Origin of the sequence: Devosia sp. UYZn731 (genome assembly GCF_040546795.1) — a bacterium.
Lineage (GTDB): Bacteria > Pseudomonadota > Alphaproteobacteria > Rhizobiales > Devosiaceae > Devosia.
Genome location: NZ_JBEPOL010000001.1, coordinates 35,755 through 50,821, shown reverse-complemented (window position 1 = coordinate 50,821; position 15,067 = coordinate 35,755). Strand labels below are relative to the sequence as shown.

Sequence of the window (15,067 nt, the reverse complement as noted above, 5' to 3'; positions counted from 1 at the left end):
GCACACCAAAATCAAGGCATCTTTCCAATGACTATTTCCATGTATGGCGCATCTGTGCCGGTCTATACCCGCATGCTCACCAACTTGCTGACCTGGCTCGACAAGGCCGAAGCCTATGCGGCGGAGCGCAAGATCGATCTGGCTGTGCTGGTCAATGACCGTCTGGCGCCCGACATGCTGCCGTTCAAAAGCCAGGTTCAGATCGCCACCGACCACGTCAAAGGCAGCCTGTCCCGGCTCGCCGGCAAGCCGGTTACCTCATGGGATGACAATGAAGTCACGTTCGAGGATCTGCGCGCCCGCGTCCGCAAGGCGCTCGACGTATGTGCGGCATCAACTGCGGCCGAGATCGATAGCTCCGAGGACAAGCCGATCACCTTGAAGAACCGCGCCGGCGAATATGTCGAGCTCGGTCAGGCTTATCTGCTTCACCGTGCCATGCCGAACTTCTATTTCCACATCACGACGGCCTACGCCATCCTGCGGCACAACGGCGTTCCAATCGGCAAGACTGACTTTATCGGCTAGCAGCGCGGCCCGGTACAAGTTTGGCCGCCCGTGGTCGTGGTGCCGGTCTGACCGTTAGTTCCCCCCGTCTGCCTGCCGGTGGCCGGTCCATCCTCTGGTGAGAAAGTGGGCCCGATCGACTCCGCAGGCGCGGGGGCTGAGGGGTTCTTCAGGCACTGCGCGGCGCCGTTGACGCGGAACTCGCCCATCAGCGGCGACTGGAAATGAGCGTAGTAGAACCCGTCCGCCAGTGGCGGGCGTTTGGGGTCGTTGCGGGTGAACAAGTCGGCTTGCCTTGCCGAGGACAAGCCGACCTCGCAACGCTGGGTGACCTGTTCGCAGTCGGCGCCCGATGAACACAATTGCAGCGCGCCCTCATAGAGCATGACGCGCGTATCGGTCGGGGTGACCAGGATATCGAATTCGGTGCCGCGCACCGCGATCGCCGCCGTAGGGGTGTTGATCTGATAGGCCGGCTTGGGGCTGCGGCCGGTGATGAAACGGAAACTGCCGGCCAGCGCGTTCACGGCCAGCTTTTCGGCCGTTCCATTGTTGCGCATCAGATAGGTTTCGATCCGCAGCGCGCTGTTCGGGCCAACCACCATATGGGTGTCATCGGCGAAGATGATCTGCACCTGCCCGCGCGGACCGGTCACCAGCGTTTCGCCCACCGAGATACCGGAGCCGGCGATCAGGACGCGGTCGCCGGTATTGATCCGCGCGATTGCATCTGGATTGACGCCAACCGCCGTACCCTCATTGACGGCCATGGCCGGCATGGCGAGCAAACCAATAGCAACAGCGAAACCAGCAAAGATCAGGTTCTTCATCATCATGCCTGTGTAGTTGCGCAATTTGGCTGAACCCGCGATGAACAGCAATGCTTCCGCGGCACCATGGCATATATTGATGACTTATTGAATTCCCCAAAACCGGTTCATGAGTAACGCTGTTCACGCCATGGATCGCCGTGATTGTGATAACCGCGAACCTCCCAGAATCCGGGATGATCGCTCGTCGCGAATTCGATGCGCCGCAGCCATTTCGGGCTTTTCCAGAAATACAGGTGCGGCACCACGAGACGCATCGGGCCGCCATGCTCGGCGGTCAGCGGAGCGCCGTCCCAGCTATGGGCCAGCAACGCGTCCTCGCTGAGAAAATCGGCCAAAGCCAGGTTGGTGGTATAGCCGTCGTGACTGGTAAGGATGGCGAATTGCGCCTCAGCGTGGATACCCGCATGAGCCGCAAGCTCCTGTGTCGAAACACCATTCCAGCGATTGTCGTAGCGCGACCACGAGGTCACGCAATGGATATCCGAGACGGTCTCGACCTGCGGCAGCGCGGTAAACGCATCCCAAGTGAGAGCCATGGGCGTATCGACTTCGCCGCCGATATCGAGCCGCCAGCTCGAGAGCGCGATGGCTGGCTCGATGCCCAGATCGAGCACCGGCCAGTTCTTGACCAGATGCTGACCCGGTGGCAGCCGATCTTCCCCGGGCCGGCTGGTGCGGCCGGTGATAAAGCGGCCTTGCTCGGCCCACCGCTGCTTGGTGCGGGTAAGTTTGGAGTCTGCGGGCAGCTCGTCGGACATTGTCGTACTCCCTGGTCGCGATCCAACCGTGGCCTCACCTCTGCCCGAGTGCAACAGAAAAGCATGCCATCCGGTTGCCCCAGACTGTCACACAAGCTATTGGCACACGGCGCAAGCCCATGGTGTGGGCCAAAAGAGGCAAGCATGAAACTGGCATTCGTCATTCCCGCCTATAACGAGGAAGCGCTGATCGGCAAGTGCCTGGAATCGGTGATTGCCGAAATCGCGCGCAGCAAGGCCGATGCCGAGATCATCGTGGTCAATAATGCCTCGACCGACCGGACCGGCGAGATCGCGCGCAGCTTCCCGAGCGTTCGCGTGGTCGATGAGCCGAAGAAGGGCCTGGTCAATGCCCGCGACGCCGGCTTTGCCGCATCCGAAGGGGCCGAACTGGTGGCCAATATCGATAGCGACACCATCGTGCCGCCGGGCTGGCTGGATACTGTCTTCCGCGAATTCGACCGCGATCCCAAGCTGGTCTGCCTGAGTGGACCCTATGTCTATTACGACATGAGCACCTGGAGCCGGATCCTGGTGAACGCCTTTTACGGCCTTACCTACCTGATCTACATCCTCAACCGCTTCATCCTCCGCGTTGGCTCGGTGGTGCAGGGCGGCAATTTCGTGTTCAAGCGGGCGTCCTGGGCCGCTGTTGGCGGTTATGACCGCACCATCCAGTTCTTCGGCGAAGACACTGACGTGGCGGTCCGCCTCTCCAAGGTCGGCGCGGTCAAGTTCACCTTTGCGCTCAAGATGATGACTTCGGGCCGCCGGCTGGAAAAAGAGGGCGTGTTCAAGACAGCGGGCACCTATACGCTCAACTTCTTCTGGGTCACCTTCCGCGGCAAGCCAGCGACGAAAGATTACACGGACATTCGCCCCGATTGATCCGGGCTGTTCAGTAACCTTCGTTAGGCTAAGCTTGGCCGGCCGCATGGTGCGGCTTGGGCTGGCAATCGATGGCGATTCCCACACAGCTTCCGTCCGCCGCGCTGGCCGTCCGGTCAGCGGCGTTGCAGGCGCTTGTCTTGCAGGCCGGGCAAGTGCTGGAAGGCAAGGTGCTGGGCGCCGGGCCGAGTGGCACCACCCAGGTGCAGATCGGCAAGCAGGTGCTCAACCTGACGCTGCCGGTGCTGCTGGCGGTCGGGTCGACGCTAAACCTGCAGGCACAGGGAACTGGCGCGGAGCAAAAGCTCGTGCTGTTGCCGCAGCCGGCGTCAACACCAACTGCGCCGCTGCCGACGCAGGCGAGTGTGGTCACGGTTAGTCAACCAAGCATTCAGACGCCTCCGCAAGCGGGTGCCAATCCGGCGCCGCCTCCCGTGCCGGTCCCCACGCGTCCCGGGGCGTTGGAGGCGCTGGCGCTGCAACCGGGCCAGCAGCTCGAGGCTCGCGTACTGGGTCCGGCGCCAAACGGCATGACGCAGGTGCAGATCGGGCGGCAGACCATCGAGGTCGCATTGCCGACGGCCATGCCGCAGGGCGCAACGCTGCCGTTGCAAGTGGAGGGTAGCGGCGCGCAGCAGAGGCTGGTGCTAGTGCCGCCGCCGGTGCAGGGCAACGTTCCGCAAGCTCCGTCACCCCAGTCGCCGGCGAATGCAGGTGCCACGCCGCAGGCGCCGCAATCTGCCAGCACAAACGCGCCGCAGCCCTCGAGCAGTCCGGTAGCGCAAACGACAGTGCCCCCGAGCCAGCCTTCGGCGCCGCTCCCGCCACCCAGCTTGCCTCAGCCCGGCTCAGCTCAAGTGGCCTTGACGCAGATGGTGCAGAGCGCGGTGCAGCGCCAGGACAGCGTCGGCAACCTCACCACAGTCCTCGCCGCCGTGGTGGGCAAGGTGGCGCTGCCGCAGCCGGTACTGCAGGCAGCTCAGCAGGTCTTGGCCGCCAGCCTGCCGCTCGGACCGGCGCTCGATGGTGCGGCGATGCAGAAGGCGATCGCCAATTCGGGTATTTTCCAGGAGGCGGTGCTGGCGCAGGGCGCGCCCCAACTGGCCAAGGGCGATCTGAAGACGGCATTGCTGACCCTGCGCAGTACGCTGGTGACATGGCTGGGACAGACTGCGGCACCAGTTGTCCCGCCCGGTCCATTGGCCCCACCGGTGCGCGGTGCCCTGCCACGGGCAAGGTCGGCCAATACCGGCCCGATCGAGATTCCCGAAACGCCCATCGAGGTCGGCAAGGTTATGTTGGGCCGGGCCGAGGGCTCGCTGGCGCGGCTGCGGCTGCATCAGCATGCCTCGCTGCCCGAAACCGCCACGGCTGGGGCCCCGGCCGACTGGTCGACTGATATTCCGGTGCTTATCGGCACCTACCAGACCGTTATGCAACTGCAGATTCACCGTGATGCTACTGGTCCTGAGCAATCTGTCTCCGAGCGCGGCTGGCAGATCCATTTCGCCATGGACCTGCCCAAGCTGGGCGAGGTCGGCGCCCAGGTCGGCCTGCGCGGCGGCGTCACCTCGGTCCGGCTCTGGGCCACCAACGGGGTCACGGCGGCGCGGCTGGAGCAGGCTGTGCCCGAGCTGAGCCAATCGCTGGCCGCCGCCGGGCTGCGGCCCGGTATCATCGTCGTCCGCGCCGACGAGCCGGTGCCGCCCCCTACGGCCACGGGCCATTTTGTGGATTCACTGACATGAGCGACCCGCACAAGGAGCGCGCGCTGGCGGTCGCGTTGCAATACCAGAAGGGCAGTCGCGAGGCGCCGCGCGTGACGGCCATGGGCAGGGGCCTTGTCGCCGAGCGGATCGTGGCGCTGGCTGAGGAGAACGGCGTCGTCATCGAGTCCAATTCATCGCTGGCCGAAGCGCTGAGCGGCGTCGAAATCGACGATACCATTCCGATCGAACTGTATGAATCCATCGCCGTGGTCATTGGCTTCGTCCTGCGGCTCGGCACGAAATAGCCGCGCCCATTGCAACGTCTAGCCTCCCATCCCATTTCAAAGCTGTTCAACCCCGAAGGAGTGGGACCGTGCTGAAACCTGAAGATCGCGACGCCATCGAAGGCCTGTTCGACCGCATCGAGACCGTTGCCGCCAAGAGCGGCCCGCGCGATGCCGACGCCGAGGACCTCATCCGCCAGCGCCTGCAACAGGCGTCCGCCGCGCCTTACTATATGGCCCAAACCATCCTGGTGCAGGAGCATGCCCTGCAACTGGCCGAGCGGCGAATTGCCGAGCTCGAAGCCAATGCGGAGCGCCGGCCCGCTGGCGGCTTTCTTGGTGGCCTGTTCGGCGGCGACAACGAGCCGCAACGAAGCCAGCAGCCAGCGCGGGCTGCCCGTGGTCCGTGGGGCGATCGCGATGAAGGCAATGACAATCGCCAGCGTGGCGGCGGCGGTGGCGGCTTTCTCGCTGGCGCGGCACAAACCGCCTTGGGCGTGACCACCGGCGTGCTGCTGGGCTCGGCCATTGCCGGCATGCTCTCCGGACAAGCCAATGCCGGCGAATACAATGCCGATCAACCCGCGGACCAACCAGGGGACGAGCCCGCGCCGGACGACCAGCAAAACGATGATTACGATAGCGGCGACGACGGCTTCGACACCGGCGGCGATTTCTGAAGATAAACGCCAGCTGAACCGGCGTTCCAGCACCGGTTCAGCCGATCTGTCCGAATATCCCTCAACGCAATGCCAATGAGGGGTTTGGCCATGATCGTCGTTCGCCGCCAGCATCGTAGTGCCGTCAAGACCGCGCTGATCCTTGCCGCGATTGCTGGCATCGCCATCGTCCTCGGCGTCCCGGCCCAGGCCGGTCAGTTTCAGCAACTCGATGTGGGCCAGTATGGCCAGGTCGAGTTCAATGCGCCCTCCGGCAATATCGGCTGCATCTATACCCCTGCGGGTGGCACGCCGGTTTACGAGACCGCCAATGGCGGCGCTGAAATCCAGTGCGACCGGGTCGGGCCCAGCTATGTGCGCACGATTTTGGGGGACTCCGGCGCCGCCTACCGTATCAACGATGTCGGCGATCCAAGCTGCTGCTCGCTGGCGCAAACCATGCAGTACGGCAAGACAGTTGAAATCGGCCCGTTCCAGTGCCTGTCCGAGCGCCGTGGCCTGACATGTGCTCGTGAAGACGGCCACGGCTTTTTCGTCAGCCGCGCGCTCATCCAGGTCAAATAGTCAGTACTTCTCGTAGAACTCGTTGCCGCCTGCCATGAGCACATAGTGCATGTTGTCATAGGGAAAGCGCAGGCCGGCGGTGTGGAAATGCATGGCATTCTGCACGCCGGGATGCCGTTCGCCGCGCATGACCTGATCGGCAACCTGCGACGCCAATACCGCGCCGCTATCGGTCATTTTCTTGGATAGAACGCCCGACGCAAACTGATTGGGCTGTCCCACGACGCCGCAAATGCTGTGCGGATAGCGCTGATCGTTGACGCGGTTCATGACGACCGTGCCGACGGCCAGCATGCCTTCGGCGCTGGAGCGGTTGGATTCGAAGTACATCGCCCGCATCAGGCATTCTTTCGGGCTGAGCTGCGCCATGCCGAAGTTCATGCCAAAAAAACTGCAACCGCCCAGGCTTGTGATCGCCACGGCGACCGCAGCACCGCGCAGAAGAGTTTTTGTCAGGTCAAGCATAAAGGCCATCCTCGATCACGCACACGCTTGGCGTGCCTAATCGAAGATGACCCAACAGGCTTAAGGAAGGTCTGACCCAGAAGGTTAATTAAACCTTTAAGAAAATTACCGGTCGGTCGCGGTGAAAATCAGGGCCGAAATCAGGGCTATCGTTCCCAAAGCCACGATCACCGGGATCGGATTTTCCTGCACTGCCTTGCCGGCTACATTGGCTTGCCGCGAAATCTGGCGGGCCGCGACGGCGCCTTGATGACGAACCTGATCGACGACGGCAACGGCGTTGTGCTGGGCGTCTTTGAAATGGCTGTTGCCGTATTTGCTGACGTTATCGGAAATCGAGGCAATTTCCTCGCGCAGCGATGCGATCTGGGCGGCCAGGCTTTCGCCGATGTCGTCGCCACTGTCTTCGATCCGCTTGATAGCTCGTTTTGCTGCTGTGGCCATAATGACGCTCCGCTTTGATGTTTCGAGATAAACTCCGCCTCGGGGCAATGGTTCCTGCGGCGATTTGGTGCAGCGCTATTGGATATGCCGCCGCCGCTTCCCATTTAAGGACCACGACCGCGTCACCAGGGGACAAATATCATGCCGCCCAAGAGCCACGCCCGCCTGCACCGCCAGTTCGATCGCATCGAGCGCCGCATCCCCAATTTCGCCTCGGGTGCCTTGTCTTGGCTACGCCGGCCGCAAGCGCGGCTGATCCGCATTCCGCTCGGGCTGCTTTTGATCCTCGGTGGCATTTTCAGCTTCCTGCCGGTGCTGGGTCTCTGGATGCTGCCGCTCGGCCTGCTCTTGTTGGCGCTGGACTTCGCGTTCCTGCAGGGGCCGGTCAACTCCGCCATCCTGCGCGGCACCCGCAAATGGACCCTGTGGCGCCGTTCGCGCCGCAAATAGGGCACTGCAGGTGCCGAAACCGTGAAGACAGCCTTTGTAAATACGTAACCACTTCATGACAGTTTTAAGTGATCGGCTGCGGACAGAAGCCCGCGCCTAGCGCTCGGGGTTTGTCAGGTGAGGTTGTCGGTTATCGAAGGCGGGCTGCGTTATGCCCAGGGACGGGGCGGCGCCGAGCCGATCCGGCCAGAAGATGTGGAGGCCGAGGCCGCGCGGCGGATGCGCGAGGGCAAGGTCAACGAGTGGCGCGTGCGCGAATTCGTCACCGGCCATCCCATGCCGCCTGATGTCAAATATCTTGAGTTGCAGATCACTTTCGCCTCGCGCGCCATCTGCAAGTTATCGCCGATCCCGGCGGACTTCGCCGACGACCTCTATTGGCCAACCTGCTGGCGGGAATAACCGCGTTCCACTTGCGGCCCTCCAAACGGCCGCATAGGCTTCTACGGCAATCAGCGCCGAGGGCCAGATGACCATTGAATTCCTGCTGACGACGCTAATCGTCGTCGTCTCCCCGGGCACTGGTGTGCTCTACGTGTTGGCCGCCGGCTTATCGCGTGGCGCCAAGGCCAGCTTCGTTGCCGCCTTGGGCTGTACCTTGGGAACGCTGCCTCATATGGCGGCGGCTATCACCGGCCTCGCCGCGGTGTTGCACACCAGCGCACTGGCCTTTGATGTCATCAAGTATCTCGGCGTCGCCTATCTGCTCTACATGGCGTGGAACACGCTACGCGAAACCGGTGCGCTGAGCGTCGATACCGACGCGGCACCGCGTTCGCCGTTACAGGTGATCGTTTCGGGCATTCTGATCAACATTCTCAATCCCAAGCTATCGATCTTCTTCTTTGCTTTTCTGCCGCAGTTCGTGCCGGCCGATGCACCCGACGCGCTGCCGCAAATGCTGGAATTGAGTGGGGTGTTCGTGCTGGCGACCTTCGTGGTGTTTGTTATCTACGGGCTGTTCGCCGCCGCAGTGCGGGATCACGTCACCTCGCGACCATCGATCATGAAATGGCTGCGGCGCAGCTTCGCCGGTGCCTTTGTGCTGCTAGGTGCCAAGCTGGCACTGACCGACCGATAGGGATAACCGCGGAGCTATTACAGCCCGGCCAGCTTCAATCCGCCGATATAGCGGCTCAGCAGGGCCGGGTGCATGAAGCGCAGGCTGTCACTGACCGAGGCCAGGGTCAGGTCGGGACGCCCGGCGCGGAATTTTTCCAGCGCGTCGCGCGCCGCGGCGGTTTCGCCCCAATTGGCATAATAGGTGGCGAGGTCGCGATAGGGCCACGTCAGGCCGGGGCGTTCGGCCAGCGCCCGCTGCGCAAAGGCGACGCTTTGCTGCGGCCGGCCAGCGCCAAAATGGGCCAGTCCCATGCCCAGATACATGTTGAAGGAAAACGGGTCGAGCGGGCTCAGCCGGGCCGAGCGCTCGAAGGCGGTCAGCCCGTCCTCGGGATTGCCCATGTAGACCTGGCCGAAGCCGCGTCGCATCCAGGCCCAGGCGTGGTTGGGGTCGAGCGCCAGCGCCCGGTCGGCCAGCGCGGTGGCCTGGGCGACGTCGCCACCCGTCTGCATCATTGCCGAGGCCAAGGCCGTCATCGCCGTCGGGTCACCGCTAACCGTGCCCGCCGCTAACTCAATCAGCCGCTTGGCCTCAAGGCGTTCGGCGGCGATATCGCTGGTCCAGTTATAGGCAACCTGCTGGCCATGCGCCCAGGCGGCGAGGGCAGCCGCCAGACCGTAAGCGGGCTCCAACGCCAGCGCCTGATCGAGCAGGGTGATGGCCTCGCGGTTCTCATGGGGCAGATGCGACCACAGATGTGGCATGGCCCGCATCACCAGATCATAGGCGGCCAGGGTATCGGGGCGCTTGGAGCGGGCAAGGTCGATTTCCGCCTGGCGGATCGAGGGCGAGATGGCGCTGGCCACCAGCGCGGCCATGGTGTCCTGCAGATCGAACAGTTCGTGCACCGTGCCGTCGACCTTGTCGGACCAGATGTGGTTGCCGGTTTCCGTCTCCACCAATTGTGCGGTAATGCGGACGCGCTCGCCGACACGGCGGACGCTGCCTTCCACCACGTAACGCACGCCGAGCTCACGGCCGACCTGCCGCACATCCACCGAACGGCCCTTGTAGGCAAAGGCGGAGTTGCGGGCGATGACGAAGAAGTCCTTGATGCGAGCCAGCGTTGCGGTGATTTCCTCAACTACGGCATCAGCGAAATAACTCTGGTCGGCCTCGCCGGACATATTGTCGAACGGCATAACCACCAAGGATGGGCGCTTGGAGGCCGGCAACGGTATCGCCACCGGTGCCGCGGCTTCGGCCGCCTTGGTACCCTGCGGATGCCAGACGAAGATGCGCACCGTCTTGGGGATATTCTTGAGAATGGTGGGCCCGATATCGGCAAATTGTAGGTCTGACTGGCCGACCAGATACTCATACATCCACTTGGTCACCGCCATACCGCCAGGCGGGGAGAGGCCCTGCACGCGCACCGCAAGGTTGACGCCGTTGCCGAAAAGGTCGTCGCCATGGACCAGCACGTCCGCCATCACGATACCGGCGCGAACCTGCAGGATTTCTCCGCCCGGCGCCTGAACCTGACGACTGTTCAATTCCTTCTGGACAGCGGCGACCCAATCGACTGCGGCGATGACGCTGTTGAACTCGGCCAAGAGGCCATCGCCCATTGTCTTGAACACTTTGCCGCCCATGGCCTCGATCCGGCCGACGGCAAAATGCTCGTAGAGCCGCCGCACCAGGCGAACGGTCTGCAATTCGCTGTGCTGCACAAGACGGGAGAATCCAACCACGTCAATTGAGACGATCGGGACCAGCCGCCGTTCGGATTTGGCCATTTAACGCTGGGTCTTCTGGATGCAGGGGAGTGATAGCATTGCATTTGCGCGGCGACGAGAGCCAAGTCATTGCCGCAGATGCCGTTTTGCGGTGACTACTACGATTCTTCGGTAGTGATGCCAGTAAACAATGGTCCAATCTCAAATCGAAGACAGGGCAGCGCCAATGGGACCTTATATTCTGGTCATTGACCAGGGCACGACTTCCAGCCGGGCTATCGTCTTCGACAACGATCAGGCCATCGTTGGCCTGGGCAAGATGGACTTCACCCAACACCATCCCGCGCCCGGTTGGGTCGAACATATCCCTGAGGAAATCTGGGCCACGTGCCTCTGGGCCTGCAAGACAGCGCTGCGCAAGGCAGGCATCACCGCCAAGGACGTAGCGGCCATCGGCATCACCAATCAGCGCGAAACCACGGTTGTTTGGGATCGGATGACCGGCAAGGCAATCTGTAACGCCATCGTCTGGCAGGATCGCCGCACGGCCGATGCTTGCGCAAAATTGCGTGAGGCCGGCAAGGAAGAAATGCTGGCCCGTCGTACCGGCCTGCTGCTCGATCCATACTTCTCCGGCCCAAAGGCGCAGTGGATCCTCGACAATGTCGAAGGCACGCGCGAGCGGGCTTATAAGGGCGAGCTGGCTTTCGGCACCGTCGACAGTTTTCTGATCTACCGGCTGACCGGTGGCCGGGTGCATGCGACCGACGCTACCAATGCCAGCCGGACCGCGCTCTTCAATATTGAAACCAATCAATGGGACCCAGACTTACTGGATCTATTTGATATACCCCCCAATATCCTACCGACCGTCAAGGACAGCGCCGACGACTATGGCAGCACCGACCCGAACGTGCTGGGCGCAGCTATTCCGATCCATGGCGTAATCGGGGATCAGCAAGCGTCACTGATTGGTCAGGCCTGCTTTTTGCCCGGCATGATGAAGTCTACCTATGGAACCTCCTGCTTCGCCTTGCTCAATACCGGGACCGACCTGGTGCGTTCCAATAATCGCATGCTGTCGACTATTGCCTATCGGCTCGATGGGCGCTCGACCTACGCCCTGGAAGGCGTGATCTTCACTGTTGGCGGTGCCGTGCAGTGGCTGCGCGACGACCTTGGCATGCTTGAGCACTCGAGCCAGAGCGACGCCATGGCTATCGCCTCCGATCCTGACCAGCCGATCTACCTCGTGCCGGCATTCAATGGGCTCGGCGCGCCATGGTGGGACAATGATGCCCGCGGCGCGATCTATGGGCTGACCAGCGGGACCCGAAGGCCCGAACTGGTCCGCGCGGCCCTGGAGGCGGTTGGCTACCAGACGCGCGACCTGGTGGACGCCATGCGCGAAGATTGGAGCGGCGCCAAGGATATCGTGTTACGGGTCGATGGCGGCATGGTGGCATCGAACTGGACCATGCAGTTCATCGCCGATGTCGTCGAAGTCGGCGTTGACCGCCCGATCGATCCGGAAATCACCGCCCGTGGGGCGGCTTGGCTTGCCGGATGGAAAGCCGGCGTCTGGCCCGACGCTGCCGGTTTCGCCGCTCGGCGCGAGAGCGACCGCCAGTTCTGGCCGGTCATGTCAACCAAAACGCGGCAGAGCAAGCTGCGCGGCTGGCGCGAGGCGGTGCAACGCACCCTGTCGCGCCAGCCCACCTAGATCGGCTGGTCCCGCCCATTTGCGCCCGCTATGCTGCTCGCATGCATATCTTTCTCGACTTCGAAGCGTCATCGCTGAACAAGCAAAGCTATCCCATCGAGGTTGGCTGGGTTTTGGAGGACGGCACGGCAGAAGGTCATCTGATCCGGCCCGCGCCCAACTGGACCGATTGGGACGATACGGCGCAGGCGGTGCACGGCATTTCGCGTGAGCAATTGGACCGTGACGGCGAGGCGCATGACGTGGTGTGTGCGCGGCTGGTGCAGGTGTTCGAGGGCAATGTGGTCTATGCCAGCGCTCCGTCCTGGGACGGCCATTGGCTGAGCATGCTACTGCGCGCCGCGGGCCGGCCGCGCCACCTGTTGCGGCTCAAGGATAGCGAGGAGGCATTCGTTGCAGCGGCGCGCCAACACGTCGGAGCCGAAATCGCGACCGAGCGCGTCACCGAGGTGCGTCAGCGGGTCAACGCACTCCCGGTGATGCATCGGGCGGTAGACGATGCGCGGCGGGAATGGTCTATCTGGCGGCAATTGTCCGAATGGCGTTGACCTGCGGCTGCCCGGCCCGCCTCAGGCGATCTGCGGCGGTCGAAATGCGATGACGCCTTCGGTCCGGGCGCGCACTTCGGGCGTGGCAAGGCAAGTGGCGACTGCTTCATACCCGGGCGCACCGGGATAGGGCGCGACGCGGCTCGGTGGGCTGTGATTGGCAGGGCACAGGATAATTGCCTCGTTGGCGCTTACCGCGGCCAAGTCCAGGATCGCACTCGATCGCGTCATCAGGAATAGCGGCCCACTGCTCGACCCGCGATTGCGCAAATGGGCGATCACGGCTTCCTGCGTGGCGTGGTCCAATCCCTGCTCCACGGTGTCAACCACCACAATGGCGGCGGTGGATTCCAGTCCGGCGAGTAGCGCCGTTAAGGCATCGGAAGGCGTGGCGCCGTCTTCGATCAGCCAGGCCAGAGTCTGCTCGACCCGCGCCTTGAGGGCAGGGTCAGCGTCCAATACCGACTGTGCCGCCGCACCACGGTTCTCCAGCCGCTCGAGGCCGAGGAAGACTGCATTCGGCAAGGCTTCGGCTAGCGCCATGGCCAGCCGCGTCTTGCCGCTGCCCAAGGGCCCGATGATGTAGTTGAGCGCCCGGATATCGCGCAACTCGAAGCGCTCACCGCCCCACGGCCAAGGCAGGTCGAAGACCACGGCAAGCTCCGTCTCCGGCACCAATAGCCGTGCCAGTTCTCCAGAAGCGGGGGAACGACCTTGGGCGAGATCAGCACGGAGCTGCCGGACGCTTTCCACCGTATCGGCCAGATTGCGGAGGCGGCTCTCAAGCGTGGCCTGATGCGCAGCGAGAGCCGGCTCCAGGCCGTTTGGATCACCGGCAAGCACACGCGCCACCTGCGCCAGGCTAAGGCCGAGAGCGCGGAGGGCGACGATTTCGCCAGCGCGGGCCATCTCGTCGGGACCATAGGCCCGGTATCCGGCTGCGGTGCGGTTGGGAGAAACCAGGCCGCGCTGTTCATAGAGCCGCAGGGCCTTGGCAGAAACGCCGAGACGTTGCGCGGCGGCGGCGGGGTTCAGGAACTGGCTGGAAGAGCTCACGACTCACCTCGTTATGGCTGACCGTTAGCTTATCGGGGCAGCCCCAAGGGCCGGGTCAAGTGCGCTCTACTTCGGCTTCTGTGCGCGCACGTACTTTTCCGCCAGCGCGATCCAGTCGCGCAACGTCTCGTCGTCCTCGGTTTCGTCGGCATCGACCCAGATGAAGCCGCGCATAACCTTGTCGCCATGCACCATCTGGCTGGCCCCCGGACGCGACAGGGCCTCGTCATTGTCGTCCTTGCCGACATGAACCATGACCTGGCCATTCTTCTTGGCCGAGATCAGCATGTGTCCGTTCATCAGGAAGGTGATACCGCCAAACATCTTCTTTTCAGTGATGCGCGGATCGCCATCGAGCAGGTTACGCAGGCGGTCGGCAGTGGCATTGTCCAAAGGCGACCTCCTGCCTTCCCGATTAGCGCTTGCGGGCCTTGCGGGCGGCGTAGCGGCGATCGCGTTCGGCCTTGCGCTCTTCTTCGCTCATGTTCAGGCGCAGCTCTTCGGCGGCCTTCTGAGCTTCGGCTTCAGCGGCCTTGGCTTCGCGCTCTGCGGCGTCGGCCAGAATTTTTGCGGCTTTGGCCTCGGCATTGGCGCGATCACGCTCGGCGCGACGGGCCTCGCGGGCAGCAGCCAGCGCTTCGCGCTCAGCGCGCTTGGCGGCCACTTCGGGGTCGTCGAGCTTGGGCGCCGCCTTGAATTTTTCCAGCAACAGCTTCTTTGCCTCGACGGAATTGTTCCGGCGTTCGGCGAAACCGGCTTCCTTGGGCTGCTTCATTATGCGTTCGTTCCTGTTCGTGCAGTGCGTGAGACGCGGTGCCTTAGCCCATCGGGCGACGGAGGACAACCTTTGCTTGAGGCTGGCAGCTCAGCGCCAGCCGGGCGTCTCGACGCGTTACCGCCGCGTCTAGAGCAGGGTTACGTTGATGAAGTCGTCATAGACATCGACGCAGATATCGGGCGTGCCGCGGACGATGGCACGCTCGGCGCTGCGCGAAATATCGCCGTTGCGCAGCATCTGTTCGAGGCGCGCGCGATTGGCCTTGCGGCTGAAAATCGAGTCGTTTTCGTCGCTGGGGTCGCGCTTGCCGAATTGATGGAAATTGGCGCGATCCTGCCGGATGATGGCGGCGGCATTGTCCAGCGGATAGCCATCCGAAGCAAAATGGTCGGCCCGGCCCAGCGTGGCGCAATAGCTCTCCACCGGATCGGCCTGAGCAAAGGCGGGCGCGGCAAAAGTGATCAGCGCGGAGGCGGCGAGCAGGGCGCAGGCAAGACGTTTCATGGCAGGCTCCTGTGGTTTGCCTCATCAAGCATGACTATGAGGCCAAGTCTACTTGCCGTGGATAAGTCCTGCGC

General features: G+C 63.1%; 20 protein-coding genes. 11 read left to right on the top strand and 9 right to left on the bottom strand.

Going from position 1 to position 15,067, the window contains the following annotated elements:
* Nucleotides 1-27 precede the first annotated feature (27 nt).
* Nucleotides 28-528 (top strand): DUF1993 domain-containing protein, encoded by a 501-nt coding sequence (locus ABIB57_RS00210; RefSeq protein WP_354037851.1) that lies wholly within the window; start codon nucleotides 28-30, stop codon nucleotides 526-528.
* Here ABIB57_RS00210 and ABIB57_RS00205 read toward each other — a convergent pair.
* Nucleotides 525-1,361, bottom strand: coding sequence for a FecR family protein (locus ABIB57_RS00205; protein WP_354037850.1), 837 nt, complete (start codon nucleotides 1,359-1,361; stop codon nucleotides 525-527). The genes ABIB57_RS00210 and ABIB57_RS00205 overlap by 4 nt on opposite strands.
* A gap of 83 nt (nucleotides 1,362-1,444) precedes the next feature.
* On the bottom strand, nucleotides 1,445-2,098 hold the full coding sequence (locus ABIB57_RS00200) for a sulfite oxidase-like oxidoreductase (RefSeq protein ID WP_354037849.1): 654 nt from the start codon (nucleotides 2,096-2,098) through the stop codon (nucleotides 1,445-1,447).
* 144 nt (nucleotides 2,099-2,242) lie between these two features.
* Between ABIB57_RS00200 and ABIB57_RS00195 the strand changes: the two genes are divergently transcribed.
* From ABIB57_RS00195 to ABIB57_RS00175, 5 genes are all read left to right on the top strand, one after another.
* A complete protein-coding gene (locus ABIB57_RS00195; protein WP_354037848.1) occupies nucleotides 2,243-2,986 on the top strand; it encodes a glycosyltransferase family 2 protein in 744 nt (247 codons plus the stop codon).
* Nucleotides 2,987-3,057: 71 nt separating this feature from the next.
* Nucleotides 3,058-4,734, top strand: a complete 1,677-nt coding sequence (gene fliK, locus ABIB57_RS00190; RefSeq protein ID WP_354037847.1) for a flagellar hook-length control protein FliK — start codon at nucleotides 3,058-3,060, stop codon at nucleotides 4,732-4,734.
* Nucleotides 4,731-5,000, top strand: a complete 270-nt coding sequence (locus ABIB57_RS00185; RefSeq protein ID WP_354037846.1) for an EscU/YscU/HrcU family type III secretion system export apparatus switch protein — start codon at nucleotides 4,731-4,733, stop codon at nucleotides 4,998-5,000. Before fliK ends, ABIB57_RS00185 begins: the two co-directional genes overlap by 4 nt.
* A gap of 68 nt (nucleotides 5,001-5,068) precedes the next feature.
* Complete coding sequence (locus ABIB57_RS00180; protein WP_354037845.1) at nucleotides 5,069-5,659, top strand: DUF2076 domain-containing protein; 591 nt, start codon at nucleotides 5,069-5,071, stop codon at nucleotides 5,657-5,659.
* 90 nt (nucleotides 5,660-5,749) lie between these two features.
* Nucleotides 5,750-6,223 carry a hypothetical protein gene (locus ABIB57_RS00175; RefSeq protein ID WP_354037844.1) on the top strand — a complete coding sequence of 158 codons (474 nt, stop codon included), beginning with the start codon at nucleotides 5,750-5,752 and terminating at the stop codon, nucleotides 6,221-6,223.
* On the opposite strand, the gene ABIB57_RS00170 is transcribed toward ABIB57_RS00175, so the two are convergent.
* Both ABIB57_RS00170 and ABIB57_RS00165 read right to left on the bottom strand, forming a co-directional pair.
* The gene (locus tag ABIB57_RS00170; protein ID WP_354037843.1) at nucleotides 6,224-6,688 is read right to left on the bottom strand and encodes a cell wall hydrolase; all 465 of its coding nucleotides are present in this window, start codon (nucleotides 6,686-6,688) and stop codon (nucleotides 6,224-6,226) included.
* Between the two features lie 105 nt (nucleotides 6,689-6,793).
* Nucleotides 6,794-7,132 carry a hypothetical protein gene (locus ABIB57_RS00165; protein WP_354037842.1) on the bottom strand — a complete coding sequence of 113 codons (339 nt, stop codon included), beginning with the start codon at nucleotides 7,130-7,132 and terminating at the stop codon, nucleotides 6,794-6,796.
* Nucleotides 7,133-7,273: 141 nt separating this feature from the next.
* Here ABIB57_RS00165 and ABIB57_RS00160 point away from each other — a divergent pair, with 141 nt between their 5' ends.
* The 3 genes from ABIB57_RS00160 (at nucleotide 7,274) to ABIB57_RS00150 (ending at nucleotide 8,663) form a co-directional block, all read left to right on the top strand.
* Nucleotides 7,274-7,582: a hypothetical protein gene (locus ABIB57_RS00160; protein WP_299727244.1), complete on the top strand. Its 309-nt coding sequence runs from the start codon at nucleotides 7,274-7,276 to the stop codon at nucleotides 7,580-7,582.
* A 117-nt stretch (nucleotides 7,583-7,699) separates the two neighbouring features.
* Entirely contained in the window at nucleotides 7,700-7,984 is a 285-nt protein-coding gene (locus ABIB57_RS00155; protein ID WP_354037841.1) for a hypothetical protein, read from the top strand.
* A gap of 67 nt (nucleotides 7,985-8,051) precedes the next feature.
* Entirely contained in the window at nucleotides 8,052-8,663 is a 612-nt protein-coding gene (locus ABIB57_RS00150) for a LysE family translocator (RefSeq protein WP_354037840.1), read from the top strand.
* A 17-nt stretch (nucleotides 8,664-8,680) separates the two neighbouring features.
* Here ABIB57_RS00150 and ABIB57_RS00145 read toward each other — a convergent pair whose 3' ends face one another.
* Nucleotides 8,681-10,444, bottom strand: coding sequence for an adenylate/guanylate cyclase domain-containing protein (locus ABIB57_RS00145; RefSeq protein ID WP_354037839.1), 1,764 nt, complete (start codon nucleotides 10,442-10,444; stop codon nucleotides 8,681-8,683).
* Between the two features lie 166 nt (nucleotides 10,445-10,610).
* On the opposite strand from ABIB57_RS00145, the gene glpK reads away from it, so the two are divergent.
* Both glpK and ABIB57_RS00135 read left to right on the top strand, forming a co-directional pair.
* Nucleotides 10,611-12,107, top strand: a complete 1,497-nt coding sequence (gene glpK / locus ABIB57_RS00140) for a glycerol kinase GlpK (protein WP_354037838.1) — start codon at nucleotides 10,611-10,613, stop codon at nucleotides 12,105-12,107.
* Between the two features lie 41 nt (nucleotides 12,108-12,148).
* Nucleotides 12,149-12,655, top strand: coding sequence for a 3'-5' exonuclease (locus ABIB57_RS00135; RefSeq protein WP_354037837.1), 507 nt, complete (start codon nucleotides 12,149-12,151; stop codon nucleotides 12,653-12,655).
* A gap of 21 nt (nucleotides 12,656-12,676) precedes the next feature.
* On the opposite strand, the gene ABIB57_RS00130 is transcribed toward ABIB57_RS00135, so the two are convergent.
* From ABIB57_RS00130 to ABIB57_RS00115, 4 genes are all read right to left on the bottom strand, one after another.
* Nucleotides 12,677-13,711: a MerR family transcriptional regulator gene (locus ABIB57_RS00130; protein WP_354037836.1), complete on the bottom strand. Its 1,035-nt coding sequence runs from the start codon at nucleotides 13,709-13,711 to the stop codon at nucleotides 12,677-12,679.
* Nucleotides 13,712-13,777: 66 nt separating this feature from the next.
* Nucleotides 13,778-14,104 (bottom strand): TfoX/Sxy family protein, encoded by a 327-nt coding sequence (locus ABIB57_RS00125; protein WP_354037835.1) that lies wholly within the window; start codon nucleotides 14,102-14,104, stop codon nucleotides 13,778-13,780.
* 22 nt (nucleotides 14,105-14,126) lie between these two features.
* Nucleotides 14,127-14,486: a DUF6481 family protein gene (locus tag ABIB57_RS00120; protein ID WP_354037834.1), complete on the bottom strand. Its 360-nt coding sequence runs from the start codon at nucleotides 14,484-14,486 to the stop codon at nucleotides 14,127-14,129.
* Nucleotides 14,487-14,615: 129 nt separating this feature from the next.
* Entirely contained in the window at nucleotides 14,616-14,993 is a 378-nt protein-coding gene (locus ABIB57_RS00115) for a hypothetical protein (RefSeq protein ID WP_354037833.1), read from the bottom strand.
* Nucleotides 14,994-15,067 lie beyond the last annotated feature (74 nt).

Coding starts and splice junctions, on each gene's coding strand:
- ABIB57_RS00210 (WP_354037851.1), top strand. CDS start 28: ATGACTATTTCCATGTATGGCGCATCTGTGCCGGTCTATACCCGCATG.
- ABIB57_RS00200 (WP_354037849.1), bottom strand. CDS start 2,098: ATGTCCGACGAGCTGCCCGCAGACTCCAAACTTACCCGCACCAAGCAG.
- ABIB57_RS00195 (WP_354037848.1), top strand. CDS start 2,243: ATGAAACTGGCATTCGTCATTCCCGCCTATAACGAGGAAGCGCTGATC.
- fliK (WP_354037847.1), top strand. CDS start 3,058: ATGGCGATTCCCACACAGCTTCCGTCCGCCGCGCTGGCCGTCCGGTCA.
- ABIB57_RS00185 (WP_354037846.1), top strand. CDS start 4,731: ATGAGCGACCCGCACAAGGAGCGCGCGCTGGCGGTCGCGTTGCAATAC.
- ABIB57_RS00175 (WP_354037844.1), top strand. CDS start 5,750: ATGATCGTCGTTCGCCGCCAGCATCGTAGTGCCGTCAAGACCGCGCTG.
- ABIB57_RS00170 (WP_354037843.1), bottom strand. CDS start 6,688: ATGCTTGACCTGACAAAAACTCTTCTGCGCGGTGCTGCGGTCGCCGTG.
- ABIB57_RS00165 (WP_354037842.1), bottom strand. CDS start 7,132: ATGGCCACAGCAGCAAAACGAGCTATCAAGCGGATCGAAGACAGTGGC.
- ABIB57_RS00160 (WP_299727244.1), top strand. CDS start 7,274: ATGCCGCCCAAGAGCCACGCCCGCCTGCACCGCCAGTTCGATCGCATC.
- ABIB57_RS00150 (WP_354037840.1), top strand. CDS start 8,052: ATGACCATTGAATTCCTGCTGACGACGCTAATCGTCGTCGTCTCCCCG.
- ABIB57_RS00145 (WP_354037839.1), bottom strand. CDS start 10,444: ATGGCCAAATCCGAACGGCGGCTGGTCCCGATCGTCTCAATTGACGTG.
- glpK (WP_354037838.1), top strand. CDS start 10,611: ATGGGACCTTATATTCTGGTCATTGACCAGGGCACGACTTCCAGCCGG.
- ABIB57_RS00135 (WP_354037837.1), top strand. CDS start 12,149: ATGCATATCTTTCTCGACTTCGAAGCGTCATCGCTGAACAAGCAAAGC.
- ABIB57_RS00120 (WP_354037834.1), bottom strand. CDS start 14,486: ATGAAGCAGCCCAAGGAAGCCGGTTTCGCCGAACGCCGGAACAATTCC.
- ABIB57_RS00115 (WP_354037833.1), bottom strand. CDS start 14,993: ATGAAACGTCTTGCCTGCGCCCTGCTCGCCGCCTCCGCGCTGATCACT.